This window comes from Hafnia sp. CBA7124 (assembly GCF_002355555.1).
GTDB classification, from domain to species: domain Bacteria; phylum Pseudomonadota; class Gammaproteobacteria; order Enterobacterales; family Enterobacteriaceae; genus Hafnia; species Hafnia alvei.
Genome location: NZ_AP017469.1, coordinates 4237531 through 4251935, shown reverse-complemented (window position 1 = coordinate 4251935; position 14405 = coordinate 4237531). Strand labels below are relative to the sequence as shown.

The window sequence follows — 14405 nt, the reverse complement described above, 5'->3', positions numbered from 1 at the left end:
TACATCCACAATTTCATCTCATAAACGAGCCAACATTTCGCGCGTGACCAAGACAACGCCGCCTTCAGAGCGGTAAAAACGCTTGCTATCTTCTTCTGCGTTTTCGCCAATCACCATGCCTTCAGGCAGAACGCAGGCGCGGTCGATAATGCAGCGGCGTAGGCGGCATGAGCGGCCAATGTTGACGTCAGGTAATAAAACAGATGAATCAATGGTGCAGAACGAATTAACGCGAACCCGAGGGAACAGCACCGAGTGAACGACCACGGAGCCTGAAATAATGCAGCCGCCTGATACCAAGGAGTTCATGGTCATGCCGTGGCTGCCTGAACGGTCTTGGACAAACTTGGCGGGCGGCAGTGACTCCATATAGGTTCGAATTGGCCAGCGTTTGTCGTACATGTCGAGTTCTGGCGTGACTGAAGCCAAATCGAGATTGGCGCGCCAATAGGCATCTAGGGTTCCAACGTCGCGCCAGTACGGGGCCACGTCGTGCTCGTCGGTGCTGGTAACGCAGGAAAGCGTGAAGGGATGCGCCCATGCTTTTCCCTGAGCGGTAATTTTGGGGATCAGGTCTTTACCAAAATCGTGGAAGGAATCCGTGAGGCTCATGTCTTCTTCCAGCAGCTGATAAAGATATTCTGCGTTAAACACATAAATGCCCATGCTGGCGAGCGACATATCTTCGTTGCCGGGCATGGCGGGTGGATTCTGTGGTTTTTCCAGAAACTTCAAAATCTGGTGATCGTCGCCAACTTCCATCACACCAAATTCGCTTGCCTCGCTACGCGGCACGGGGATACAGGCCACGGTACATTCTGCACCGCTCTCCACGTGGTCGATCAGCATGCGCGAATAGTCCATTTTGTAGATATGGTCGCCAGCAAGAATAACCACAAATTCAGCGTCATAGCGCCGAATGATATCCAGATTTTGATACACCGCATCGGCGGTTCCTTTGTACCAATGTTCTGAGGCATCGCGCTGCTGAGCGGGCAGGAGATCGACAAACTCATTCATTGACTCGTTCAGGAACGACCAACCACGCTGAATGTGCTGCACCAAGGTATGAGAGTGATATTGGGTGATTACCCCAATGCGACGGATGCCTGAGTTGATGCAGTTCGATAGCGCAAAATCGACGATACGAAATTTACCGCCAAAGTGAACGGCCGGTTTCGCACGCGTTTTGGTGAGATCCTTCAAGCGAGAGCCGCGGCCACCTGCCAGAATCAGGGCCACAGACTGCTGAGGTAATTGACGGGCCAACATCAACTGGTTCTGATTTTCTGACTTAACCATTTCTGACTCCTTGTTTTTATGCGTGCAGTCCGCTCTTTAGGCCTTGGACTGCGCGTTGTAGGGCTATGAACGAATCAGTACGCATATGCTGTGTGCAGGCATGACCACGCGTTCAGTGTTGTTTACGGTATCCAATGCGTTGAATGGCGCAGACGCTTGCCAATGACCCGCAGGAAGGCAAACCTCAGCGTCGTTCTGCGCTGGATTCACGATCATTAACCAGTCGCCAGATAGCTGAATCTGTAGCAGTGACGGACCGATAGCCTGCCATTCATCGGGCGTGAGCGGCTGTGCATGGGCGTTCAGCCAGACCACGTTGCCATCGTTTTCATCCCACCACCGGTTGGCGCAGAGCGCGGGTATGCGCTTACGCAGCTGAATTAGCGAGGCGGTGTACTCCGTTAAGGCGGTATCTGCGCAGGACCAATCTAGCCAAGCGATTTCATTGTCTTGGCAGTACGCATTGTTATTGCCTTGCTGACTGTGACCCATTTCATCTCCGGCCAGAATCATCGGTGCGCCTTGTGAGAGCAGCAGCGTGGCAAGCAATGCCCGCTGGCTACGGCTTCTTCGGCGCTGAACGTCCTCATCGGCGTCTATCCCTTCCACGCCGTGGTTGTTGCTGTAATTGCTGTTAGTGCCGTCGCGGTTTTCCTCGCCGTTAGCCAGATTATGTTTGTCGTTAAAACTCACTAAATCGTGCAGCGTAAAGCCGTCGTGAGCGGTGATTTGGTTAATGCTCGACGACGGTGCGCGCCCGTGATGGCGAAATAACGGGCTTGAGGCTGCAAAACGCTCGGCAAACGCGCCTGCGCTGACAGAGCCCTGTAACCAAAACTGGCGAACTTCATCCCGATAACGATCGTTCCATTCCGAAAAGGTGAGAGGAAAATGCCCTAACTGGTAGCCATTGGGGCCGATATCCCACGGTTCGGCGATGAACTTCACCCGAGAGAGAACAGGATCTTGGGCGATGGTAATAAACAACGGCGCATGCCGATGAAAATCAGCGTTGCGTCCAAGCACGGTGCCTAAATCAAAGCGAAAACCATCCACATGGCACTCTTCAACCCAATAGCGCAGGCAGTCCATGACCCACTGCACGCTATGCGGCTGCGTTAACCTCAGCGCGTTGCCACAGCCGGTCCAGTTTTCTAACGCGCCTTGCGCGTTTCGCCAGTAATAGCTGCGGTTATCGATGCCGCGCAATGACACCATCGGGCCGGTCTCGTCCAGCTCGGCGGTATGGTTAAACACAACATCGAGAATGACTTCAATTCCGGCGGCGTGCAGCGCTTTGACCGCGTCGCGAAATTCACTCAACGGGGTGGTCTTGCTGCGGCCAGAGTGAAAACTCGGCTCGATGGCAAACGGGGCGAGAACGTTGTAGCCCCAATAGTTGGTGAGGCCGATTTTCTGTAAACGAGGCTCGTCGGCATGAAGCTGTACCGGCAGCAGTTCCAACGCGGTAATGCCTAAACGTTTTAGGTATTCAATTATCACCGGATGAGAAAGAGCGGCGTAGCTGCCGCGCAATTCCTTTGGAATTCCCGGATGTTGCTGGGTAAGCCCGCGGACATGAGCTTCATAAATCACGGTATCCCCCCATAAAACATGAGGGGGACGATCGTTCTCCCAGTCGTAGGTTTCTTCATGCACGATGCAGTGGGGGACGACATCGCGATCGTCACGCCAGTCTGGCTCGTGTAGGCCGCCACACAGGCGATCGTCCAAGGGTAATGTGCCCGTGAGTTCGCGAGCGTAAGGATCGATCAGCAATTTAGCGGGGTTAAAGCGCTGGCCCTTTTCAGGACGCCACGAGCCATGAACGCGATAACCATATTCCAACCCCGCTTTTGCCCCAGGTAACAGCCCGTGCCAAACGTCGCCGCTGCGTGCCGGAAGCTCGTAGGATTCCTGATGCCCAGTTTTGTCAAAAATGCAGAGCTCAACCCGCGTCGCGTGAGACGAGAAGAGCGCAAAATTGACGCCTTCAGGCGTGATGTGGGCTCCCAACGGGCCCGGATTACCGGGTTTTAGCATCAGACACGGCCTCCGAGGATGGCGCTGGTTGAGGCGCTAGCTGCAAATAGAGCGTGGCCAGCGGTGGCACGGCGATCTCAATAGAATATTGACAGCCGTGGCTGCCAACGGATTGGCTATCGACGCCGCCTTGATTGCCAAAATTGCTGCCGTGGTAATAGTAAGAATCGGTGTTCATGATTTCTTGGTAGTGCCCTGCATGCTCAACACCGATGCGATAATGCTCGCGCGGTACTGGCGTGAAGTTGCTGACAACCAAAACTTCGTTGCCTGTTTCATCGCGGCGAACGAAGGCAAACACCGAATTCTCATGATCGTCGACGACGCGCCAGTGGAAGCCGCGCGCATCACAATCCCAGCGATGCAGCGCCGGATAGTCTCGATAGCAATGGTTGAGATCGCGCACCAGCCGCTGTACGCCGTTGTGCCAGTTGTCTTCACCTTCTAGCAAATGCCAGTCAAGGCTGGTTTCGAAATTCCACTCGCGGCCTTGGGCAAATTCACAGCCCATAAACAGCAGTTTTTTGCCCGGATGAGCCCACATAAAGCCGTAGTAGGCGCGCAAGTTGGCAAATTTTTGCCATGCATCGCCGGGCATTTTGTCGAGCATGGAGCGTTTACCGTGCACGACTTCGTCATGCGACAGCGCCAGTACGAAGTTTTCACTCCATGCGTACAGCAAGCCAAACGTCATTAAGTTATGGTGATATTTACGATGGACCGGATCGAGCTTCATGTAGTCCAGCGTGTCGTGCATCCAGCCCATATTCCACTTGTAATGGAAGCCCAAACCGTTGGCGTCTGGCGGCAGCGTAACGCCGGGAAAATCGGTGGACTCTTCTGCCATCGTGACGGCGCCGGGGCGCTGTTCACCGATGGTTTTATTGGTATAGCGCAGAAAATCGATGGCTTCGAGGTTATGGTTTCCGCCGAAGCAGTTTGGGATCCATTCTCCCTCTTTGCGGCTGTAATCGCGGTGGATCATCGACGCAACGGCGTCTACGCGCAGGCCGTCAATGCCGTAACGCTCCATCCAGTACAGCGCGTTTCCGGCTAAGAAATTGCGCACTTCATAGCGTGAATAGTTATAAATCAAGGTGTTCCAATCCTGATGATAGCCTTCGCGCGGATCTGAATATTCATATAAATCGGTGCCGTCGAACTCTGCCAGCCCCCAAGTATCGCTAGGGAAATGGCCGGGAACCCAATCCAGCAGCACGTTGATCCCCGCTTCATGGGCTTTATCCATAAAGTAGCGGAAGTCTTCTGGCGTACCGAAACGGCGAGTTGGCGCGTACATGCCCAGCGGCTGATAGCCCCATGAGCCATCGAACGGGTGTTCGTTAATCGGCAGCAGTTCGATATGGGTGAAGCCCATGTCTTTGACGTAGGGCACCAGCTGTTCTGCCATTTCACGATAGCTGAGCCAGAAGTTGTTATCGCTGTGGCGTCGCCATGAGCCTAAATGCACTTCATAGATGGAGACCGGCGCGTTGAGCTGATTAGCCGCGCTGCGTTTTGCATCCGGTGGAACTTTGTCTGGTAATGGGGTCACTAGCGAGGCGGTATCTGGACGCATTTGTGCTTCAAAGGCATAGGGATCGGCTTTAAGCACGGTGTTGCCATGTGCATCAATAAGCTCGAATTTATACAGTTGACCCGCCTGCACGCCGGGAATGAAAAGCTCCCAAATGCCGCTCTCTTGTCGGATACGCATGGGATGGCGGCGGCCGTCCCAAAAATTAAATTCGCCAACCACGGAAACCCGCTGCGCATTCGGTGCCCAAACGGCAAAGCTGACGCCGCTGATATCAGCCAGATGCGTGGGGTGGGCACCTAAACTTTCATAGGGACGTAGATGTTTACCTTCGGTGAGCAGCCAATTATCGACTTCGCCGAGTAAGGGGCCAAAACGGTAGGGGTCTTCAATAATTTGTTGATGATCGTTCCATGCGACGTTGAGCAGATAATCAAACGGATTTTTACGGCGAGGCAACAGGCCCGTAAAAAAGCCGCGTTCGTCGATCAGATCAAGCTGAGCAACCATACGCGTTGTTTTGCGGTCGAGCACCTGCACGGACGTTGCATCAGGCAGCAGAGCGCGTACCACCAAACCTTTGGAGGTTTGATGCATGCCTAAGATAGAAAAAGGGTCAGCACAATGACCCGCTAGAAGCTGTTGCAGCATTTGACTGCTGGGAAGTACGGACATGGCATTCTTCCTTAGATTCACAGCATGAATCCATCATTCAATCATTCGTTTCTGAATAATTGCTAATAGACATCATGCCCGCCATTCAGAATATTTTTTGTGAGTGTTACTCGATAATTTTTGAGTAAAAACACAAAGGCACAAATCGCTACAGCATCACCGCCTGCTGGCTTTTTTATTGGGTGGCTAACTTATAAATTAACCATTTTTAAGCATAGCCAGCTTTTCTAGATACATTTGCTAAACGGAGGGTTATTTTTTGTGATATCGAATGGGAAAAAAGTATTAGCGGAAAAATAGACCGCGAAAATCGTTTTCACGGTCTATTGGCAGAGACGTTGAGTTAAGCCGCAGAAACCTTGCGGCGGCGTTTATCTAAATCGCTGATAAGCAGATTAATATCAGGATCGCTAAACATCTGTTCTAGGGTTTGGGTAAGCTTACGCCGCCAGTTAGGATATTGGTCGCTGGTACCCGGAATATTGACGGGCTTTTCCATATCCAGCCAATCTTCTGGCTGTAGGCCGAGTAAAGCGCTGGCGCTATCCGCCACGTAACGCTGCAAACCACGGTTGAGGACCGGACTCATGGCTAAGCGGTCAGCTCGTCGCCCAACCTTTTGCGGTATACAGCCATATTGATGCAGACCATCTAGCAATCCTTGTTTAGCCGCTTCGCGATCCTGATGCAGTTTTCTCAGCACCTCAAGATCGGGATAAAGCCCCAGCTCCCTGCCTAAATGCAAATCATCGGCTTGCCAATAGCCGCGTAGCGTTGGCAGATCGTGGGTGGTGATGGTTGCCATCGCCTGTACGGTGTATGACTGCGGCGCGCGGAAGCTGTTTTCCTGATCGTGCTCAAAATAGAGGACTTTGTAGGAGTAGACGCCACAATCACGCAGTTTAGCGATGATTTCAACGGGCACCGTGCCGAGATCCTCACCGATAACCATGCACTGATTGCGCTGGCTTTCTAGCGCTAAAATGGCCAGTAAATCATCAACCGGATAGCGCACATAGGCGCCTTTATCGGCGGTTTCGCCATAGGGGATCCACCACAGGCGCAGCATCGACATGACGTGATCGATACGTAATGCGCCGCAGCAGGTCATGTTCGCGCGCAGCATATCGATGAACGGCTGATAGGCCCGCGCTGCCATCACGTGGGGATCCATCGGCGGAAGTCCCCAGTTTTGCCCCAGTGGGCCAAGAATATCCGGCGGTGCGCCTACCGAGGCTTTCAGGCAATATAGCCCGGTTTCACCCCAAGTTTCAGCACCACCTTCGGCGACGCCAACGGCGAGATCGCGATACAGCCCAATCGGCATCTTTTGTTGCTGGCAAACTTCGAAACATTCTGAAAGCTGGCTGTAGGCGAGCCATTGCAGCCAAAGGTAGAAATCGACTTTATCCGCGTGCTGACGGCAAAAATCGGCTACGCCGCTGCTGTCTGCGCTGCGCAGATTATCGGGCCATACTGGCCAGCCCCACATGGTGGGATCTTGGGCATTCAGATGCGCATGTAATGCATCGAACGCTGCTTGCTGGTACAGGCTATGACCGCCTTGTTCAACAAACTGACGGAACGCTTTCAGGCGCTTATGGCTGCCTTTCTGCTGGATAAACGCGGGGAATGCGCGCTGTAGCGCATTGATCTTTAGCGAGATAACGCTGGAATAATCGACCCATTCGCTGGCGCGAGCTTCGCTTAGGCGTCGCTGCGTTTCAGTATTGTTCCACCACGTTTGTGCTTCGTCACTGAGCTTAAACTCTTCGACTTGGTTGACATCAATGTAGGCCACGTTCAACCAGCGACGCGAGGATGGGCTGTAGGGGCTGGCACTTTCTGGGTTAGCAGGGTAGAGCGAATGGATCGGATTAAGGCCGACAAACGCTCCGCCACGCTTCGCCACGTTTAGCACCATCTGTTTGAGATCGCCGAAATCGCCGATGCCCCAATTATTATCAGATCGCAGCGTATAAAGCTGTACGCAGGCACCCCAAAGTTTACGGCCGGTCAGCAAGGCGTCTGGCTCATAGCAGCGTTGAGGTGTCACGATAATCTGGCAAGTCCACTGCTGCGTTTCATCGCTTAACGTGAGCTGATGATAGCCCAGCGGTAGGTCACGCGGCAGCGTCAGCGTTTTGCGTCGCTGTATTTTTCCTTGGAAGCGAGTCGCGGTAGGTGCCGATTTATCTGACGAGTGGGCTTCTAGCGCGAGCGTCCAAGTGTATTCTCCGGTGATATAAAGATTGAGAATGCATGGGCGGCCTTGGGTAAACACCATCACCGGCGGAACCGGTGAGCCGACCTGAGTCGGCGTGAAGGGATGCATCGCTTCCAGCAGGCGCTGCTTGGTTTCCGCACTGATCGCCTGTTGTTTGCCATGAGCATTGATATAGCTGGCCGCGATACCGGCTTCCGCCGCCAGACTTTCCAGCAGCTTCCGCTCGGCCTGCTGGTGCTCCGTTATTTGTTCCATTGGTGGCGTTGTTTTCTCTTGCATGGAACAGCTCCTTAACGCTTTGCCTGCCAGATTCTCTTCTGGTAATCGCGGATTGACCGGTCAGAGCTGAACATACCGACGCGTGCGGTATTTAAGATTGTGGCGCGTGTCCATTGCTCTTGGTCGCGATACAAGACGTCCACTTCCTTTTGCGCGCGGCAGTAGTCAGCAAAATCAGCCAAGACTAAGTAAGGGTCACCGCCGTCTAACAGGCTATGCAGCATTTGATCGAACGCTTGCTTATCGCCGTTGCTGTAATGACCTTTGGCCAACTCGTCCAGAATCAATTTCAGCTGCTTATCTTTACGATAAATCGCCTTAGGCTGATAGCCTTTGGCGAGCGTGGCTTTCACCTGCTCTACGGTTTGGCCGAAGATAAAGATATTTTCCTCACCCACTTCCTGCGCAATTTCGACGTTCGCACCATCCAGCGTGCCGACGGTTAATGCGCCGTTGAGGGCGAGCTTCATGTTGCCGGTGCCTGAGGCCTCTTTGCCCGCCGTGGAGATCTGCTCAGAGATATCAGCCGCAGGGATCATGAGCTCGGCGACAGAAACACGATAGTCAGGAATGAATGCGACCTGAAGACGTCCTTTCATCAGCGGATCGTTATTGATCTTCTCCGCGACTTTGTTGATCGCGTAGATAATATTTTTAGCCAAATAGTAGCCAGGAGCGGCTTTTGCGCCGAACAGGAAAACGCGTGGTACGCGGTCAGCCTGAGGGTTGTCGCGTAGTTCGTGATAGAGCGCCAGAATGTGCAAGAGATTTAGGTGCTGGCGTTTGTATTCGTGCAGGCGTTTGATTTGCACATCAAAGATCGCATCGACGTTAAGTTCCAGACCCATCACGTTTTTAACGTATTTGGCTAATGCGATTTTGTTGTCACGCTTGATGGCCTGATATTTTTGGCGGAACTTCGCATCGTCGGCATAGGATTCAAGGCCTTTGAGCACGTCTAAATCGTTAGCCCACTCTTTTTTCAGCGTCTTGTCGATAAGGCTCGCCAGCGCAGGATTACACTGTTTTAGCCAACGGCGTGGCGTGATGCCGTTGGTGACGTTATGGAATTTGTTGGGCCAGAGCTGGTGGTATTCAGGGAACAGATCTTTAACCACTAAATCAGAATGCAGCTGGGCAACGCCGTTGACCGCAAAACCGCCCACCACGCATAGGTTAGCCATGCGCACTTGTTTATCGTAGTGAACGGCCAGTTTAGCCCATACCGCTTCATCGTTAGGCCATTGCTTTTGAACCAGTTTTTTGAAGCGCGCATTGATCTGCTTGATGATGTCAAAGTGGCGTGGCAGCAGGCTGCGAACTAAGCGCTCGTCCCAGCATTCCAGCGCTTCAGGCATTAACGTATGGTTGGTATAGGCAAAGGTGTTGCTGGTGATGGCCCACGCTTCATCCCACGACATCTGATGTTCGTCTAGCAGCACGCGCAGCAGTTCGGGGATCGCAATCGTTGGATGCGTATCGTTGAGCTGAATCACCTCATATTTCGGTAAGTCAGCCAGCTTGCGGCCTGCCAGATGGTGTTTGTGCAGAATGTCAGCCACGGAGCAGGCGCAGTGGAAATATTGCTGCATCAGGCGTAAGCGTTTACCGGCCTGATGGTTGTCATTGGGGTAAAGCACTTTGGTGAGCTTGGCGGCTTCAATGCCGTCGCTTTCTGCTTTGAGGAACTCGCCATCGTTGAACTTGGTTAAATCAAACGGGTGCGCATGAGTGGCCTGCCACAGGCGTAGCGGTTGGCTTACGCCGTTGTGATAGCCCAGAATCGGTAAATCCCATGCTTCGCCGCGCAGCGTGAGCGCTGGCTGCCATAGCACCGAACCGTCTGGCTGTTTGACCAGCTTACCGCCAAAGTTAACGTCTACGTTCAGGGCGCTGTTATGGCGGAACCACGGGTAGCTTTCGCGCTCCCAGTTGTCTGGCGCCTCCATCTGGTGACCTTCGCTGAAGGACTGACGGAAGAGGCCATATTGATAGCACAAGCCATAGCCTGTTGCCGGTTGTTCAACGGTTGCCATGGAGTCCAAGAAGCAGGCCGCTAAACGGCCTAAGCCGCCGTTGCCCAACGCGGGATCGGTTTCTTGCTCCAACAAATCGCTGAGCAGAACGTCATGCGCTGCGAGAGCTTTTTCTACGGCGTCATACCAGCCCAGATTAATCAAATTGTTTGCGGTTAAGCGCCCAATCAGAAACTCCATGGATAGGTAGTTAACATGGCGCAGTTCGCTTTTTGCCACGGCCTTTGGCTGCGGTAATGCAGACAGCTGCTCGGCAATTGCCGCACTCACAGCCTGCCACCATTGATGCTCCGTCATCTGGTTTGATGCGGTTAGTCCGAAGTGCTGCCATTGGCGGGTCAGCGCCGCCAAGAATACGTCCTTATCAAATGGTATGTGCGACATATCAGTCTCTCTCAAAGCATAAAGTTCAGGAATTGACGTTATCCTGCCGACCCACCGGTTTTATAACATCCTCCCGAAGGGGGATGAGGCGGGGAGGAGGGGCGGGGCGTAGGCAAAACTGTGATCCAAACCCGTTATATTCCGCGTCACAGGCGTGTAAATTCAGCTCTGATTACCAAGACGTAGCCCATAAAATCGACAAAGGCTGTGCAATAAACTCGCAACTAAAGGATTAAGAATAGGAGCAAAAATGTTCCTATGTCGAGGGAAGCCGTGCTGAAATGCGGCTTCGCGCCAGCAAGAGAAAAAGATGAAGCGCTAACCTAAACAGAGAATCAATGAAATCGTACTGAGTCATTTTCTCAGCAAAGATGTAAGAAGATGTGAGAAGTGTGATCGACTGCAATTTCCTGCTACCTAGTCGTCATGCTCTGTTGCATTAATTGGTGTGATATCCCAAGTTAAACAGGACTAATTAATTACGAAGCGCGAAATAATTAAGCAATATTTAAAACTTATATATTGCTGTGGTTTGCTTTGGGCTTTCTTTGTGGGAATTTACCATGCTCATTCCGTCGAAATTAAGTCGCCCTGTGCGACTGCAAAATACGGTGGTACGCGAACGGTTATTAACCAAGCTTGCGTCGGCCGGTAACTACCGTCTGGTGCTGGTTAATGGGCCGGCGGGGTATGGTAAAACCACGCTATTAGCGCAGTGGGCAGAGGAAAATGCGCATTTAGGTTGGTTCTCTTTAGATGAGAGCGACAACCAGCCCGAGCGCTTTGCCAGCTATCTGATTGCGGCCTTGCAGCAAGCTACCGGCGGACATTGCAGCAAAAGCGAAGCAATGAGCCAAAAACATCAGTACGCCACGCTGTCGGCGTTATTTGCCCAGCTTTTTATTGAGCTTTCTGACTGGTCGGCACCGCTATGCTTGGTTATTGATGATTATCATCTGATCACTAATGCGCAAATCCATGAGGCGATGCGCTTTTTCCTGCGCCATCAGCCAGATAATCTCACCGTCATTTTATTGTCACGCACGCTTCCCCCACTGGGCATCGCTAATTTACGCGTGCGCGAGCAGCTTTTAGAAGTGGGCACTAAGCAGCTGGCCTTTACTCATCAAGAAGCATCACAATTTTTCAATCATCGTTTGAAAGCGCCGATGGCAGACACTGAAAGCCATCAGCTGTGCGATGAGGTTGAAGGTTGGCCGACGGCGCTACAGCTGATTGCGCTTTCCGTGCGTCAATCAACCACCACGGCGCAAGAGTCAGCGCGACGTTTAGCGAAGATCAACGCTAGCCATCTTTCTGATTATTTGGTGGATGAAGTGCTCGATCGCGTTGATGCGACGACGCGTAACTTTTTGCTGCGCTGCTCAGTGCTGCGTTCGATGAATGATGTGTTGCTGACTCGCTTAACCGGTGAAGATAACGGTCAACAGCAGTTGGAAGAGCTTGAGCGGCAGGGGTTGTTTATTCATCGAATGGACGCTGACGGCGAGTGGTTTTGCTTCCATCCATTATTTGCCAATTTTTTACGTCAGCGCTGCCAATGGGAACTGGCAGCAGATTTGCCCGATCTTCATCGTCGAGCGGCGCAGGGTTGGCTCGATCAGGGCTTTCCCGCCGAGGCAATCCATCATGCATTAGCGGCAGGCGACGTCGAGATGCTGCGCGATGTGCTACTCCAGCATGCATGGGAGCTGTTCCATCAAAGCGAGCTTTCGTTGCTGGAAGAGTGCTTAAAAGCCCTGCCGTATGAAAAACTGATTCAAAACCCTCGATTGGCGCTGCTACAAGCGTGGCTGGCACAGAGCCAGCATCGTTACAGCGAGGTGAATACTCTGCTGGAGCGCGCTGAGCATGAAATGCATGTGCAGAAAATTGAAATAGATGGCGTGATGTTGGCCGAGTTTGATGCGCTGCGGGCGCAGGTGGCGATCAACGATGGTCGCCCTGACGATGCCGAACGGCTGGCCGTGGAAGCGTTAAAACATTTGCCGATCAGCAGCTATTACAGCCGTATTGTTACCAGTTCGGTGATGGGGGAAGTCCACCACTGCAAAGGTGATTTAGCCCGTGCGTTGCCGATGATGCAACAAACTGAGCAGGTTGCGCGCCGCCATCAGGCCTACCATTACGCGCTGTGGGCGATGCTGCAACAAAGCGAAATTCTCATTGCGCAGGGCTTTTTACAAGCGGCCTATGAGACTCAAGACAAAGCTTTTGAGCTGATCCATGAACAGCATTTAGAGCAATTGCCGATGCATGAATTCCTGTTGCGAATTCGCTCGCAGGTTTTGTGGTCGTGGATGCGTTTAGACGAGGCCGAAGAAGCCGCCCGTAAAGGTCTGGAAGTGCTAGCGAACTATGAACCACAGCAGCAGCTGCAATGCTTGGCGATGTTAGCCAAGTGCTCTTTGGCGCGTGGCGATCTGGACAACGCTAACCAATATTTGCGGCGCTGTGAGAATTTATTGCAGGCTGGTCATTACCATCGAGACTGGCAAACCAATACCGACAAGCCGCGGGTGATTGCGTGGCAGATGACCGGCGACCGTGCTGCCGCTACGCAGTGGCTGATGCAGGCGGAAAAACCATCGCGGGCAGATAACCATTTCCTACAAGGGCAGTGGCGCAACATTGCGCGAGTACAAATTCTGCTGGGACGCTATGAAGAAGCCGAAGTGGTGCTCGATGAGCTAAACGAAGAGGCCAGGCGTTTGCGCTTGGTGAGCGATCTCAATCGTAACCTGCTGCTGTGTAATTTGCTGTATTGGAGCACCGATCGCAAAAGCGAAGCGCTGCGCGTATTGATTGAAGCGCTAAGTTTGGCTAATCGTACCGGTTTTGTCAGTCATTTCGTGGTTGAGGGCGAAGTGATGGCACAGCAGCTGCGTCAGCTATTGCAGCTCAATACGCTGCCAGAGCTGGATCAGCACCGCGCCCAGCGCATTCTGCGTGATATCAACCAGCATCATCGGCATAAGTTTGCGCATTTTGATGAGGGCTTTGTTGAACGATTGCTCAATCACCCACAGGTGCCGGAGCTGATTCGTACCAGTCCGTTAACCCAGCGAGAATGGCAGGTTCTGGGGCTGATTTATTCTGGCTATAGCAATGAACAAATCGCCGGTGAACTTGACGTTGCCGCAACCACCATTAAAACCCATATTCGTAATTTGTATCAAAAGCTCGGCGTTGCGCATCGCCAAGAGGCCGTTCAACAGGCGCAAAATATTATGAAAATGATGGGGTATGGCGTGTAGTTAACCCCATCTAACCTTCCCCTTTGACAGGGAAGGCTAGCGAGGGCTACAGGAGAATGGACTAGATTTACCGACTCATGGCTGTGATAGGTACTTCTGCATCTGGCTCATGGGTAATTCGGTTACGCAGATCGCGGCGAATCAGCTCAATCGACCAGAACCAAAAGAGATGCCCCAAAATCTCCGAGACATATTCATCAACGGGGAGTTGAGACAGCGGCGGTGTGAGCCCCAGCAAGGGGAAACTAATACCGTGAACCGCAATCGTTGAAATAATCCCCGCCATCAGCCCTTGCCACATTTTCACCTTTGGAAAACGTTCTGCCACGATGCAATAGCCGATGGCAAAGACCAATGAGAAGATAATGTGAGTCACCATCACCGGATTAATAATATGTTCTGAGAACGTATACACCGTCGTGGTTGGATCGATGCCAAGATAATCACGTAAAAACAGATAGGGCGGATTAAACTCAGCGCGGCCATCGGTAATCGTTCGTGGCGGTAGGGGAACTTCAGCCCCCCATTTCACAAACGCCGACATAATCCCCGCGGCAAAACCGACCAGTGTTGCCACACCATAGCGACGACGTGCCGGATTGCTTTGTACAAATAACGCGTTAATTGTCATGGTAGCCTTCTTG

Annotated in this window: 7 protein-coding genes; 1 reads left to right on the top strand and 6 read right to left on the bottom strand. The window is 52.5% G+C overall.

The features are described 5' to 3' along the window. Positions 1–18 precede the first annotated feature (18 nt). From glgC to malP, 5 genes are all read right to left on the bottom strand, one after another. Positions 19–1302, bottom strand: coding sequence for a glucose-1-phosphate adenylyltransferase (gene glgC / locus CPY98_RS19310; protein WP_025799356.1), 1284 nt, complete (start codon positions 1300–1302; stop codon positions 19–21). A 63-nt stretch (positions 1303–1365) separates the two neighbouring features. Continuing rightward, positions 1366–3345: a glycogen debranching protein GlgX gene (gene glgX, locus CPY98_RS19305; protein ID WP_096388620.1), complete on the bottom strand. Its 1980-nt coding sequence runs from the start codon at positions 3343–3345 to the stop codon at positions 1366–1368. Then, positions 3329–5557: a 1,4-alpha-glucan branching protein GlgB gene (gene glgB, locus CPY98_RS19300; RefSeq protein WP_096388619.1), complete on the bottom strand. Its 2229-nt coding sequence runs from the start codon at positions 5555–5557 to the stop codon at positions 3329–3331. Before glgB ends, glgX begins: the two co-directional genes overlap by 17 nt. A 343-nt stretch (positions 5558–5900) precedes the next feature. Further along, the gene (gene malQ / locus CPY98_RS19295) at positions 5901–8039 is read right to left on the bottom strand and encodes a 4-alpha-glucanotransferase (protein ID WP_172863871.1); all 2139 of its coding nucleotides are present in this window, start codon (positions 8037–8039) and stop codon (positions 5901–5903) included. A gap of 35 nt (positions 8040–8074) precedes the next feature. Further along, positions 8075–10483 (bottom strand): maltodextrin phosphorylase, encoded by a 2409-nt coding sequence (gene malP, locus CPY98_RS19290; RefSeq protein ID WP_096388617.1) that lies wholly within the window; start codon positions 10481–10483, stop codon positions 8075–8077. A gap of 563 nt (positions 10484–11046) precedes the next feature. Between malP and malT the strand changes: the two genes are divergently transcribed. Then, the gene (malT, locus tag CPY98_RS19285; RefSeq protein WP_046448831.1) at positions 11047–13761 is read left to right on the top strand and encodes an HTH-type transcriptional regulator MalT; all 2715 of its coding nucleotides are present in this window, start codon (positions 11047–11049) and stop codon (positions 13759–13761) included. 67 nt (positions 13762–13828) lie between these two features. Here the strand turns inward: malT and CPY98_RS19280 are convergent, their stop codons facing one another. Further along, on the bottom strand, positions 13829–14392 hold the full coding sequence (locus tag CPY98_RS19280) for a DUF1440 domain-containing protein (RefSeq protein WP_046360085.1): 564 nt from the start codon (positions 14390–14392) through the stop codon (positions 13829–13831). Positions 14393–14405: the final 13 nt, after the last annotated feature.

Coding starts and splice junctions, on each gene's coding strand:
- malP (WP_096388617.1), bottom strand. CDS start 10,483: ATGTCGCACATACCATTTGATAAGGACGTATTCTTGGCGGCGCTGACC.
- malT (WP_046448831.1), top strand. CDS start 11,047: ATGCTCATTCCGTCGAAATTAAGTCGCCCTGTGCGACTGCAAAATACG.
- glgC (WP_025799356.1), bottom strand. CDS start 1,302: ATGGTTAAGTCAGAAAATCAGAACCAGTTGATGTTGGCCCGTCAATTA.
- glgX (WP_096388620.1), bottom strand. CDS start 3,345: ATGCTAAAACCCGGTAATCCGGGCCCGTTGGGAGCCCACATCACGCCT.
- glgB (WP_096388619.1), bottom strand. CDS start 5,557: ATGTCCGTACTTCCCAGCAGTCAAATGCTGCAACAGCTTCTAGCGGGT.
- malQ (WP_172863871.1), bottom strand. CDS start 8,039: ATGGAACAAATAACGGAGCACCAGCAGGCCGAGCGGAAGCTGCTGGAA.
- CPY98_RS19280 (WP_046360085.1), bottom strand. CDS start 14,392: ATGACAATTAACGCGTTATTTGTACAAAGCAATCCGGCACGTCGTCGC.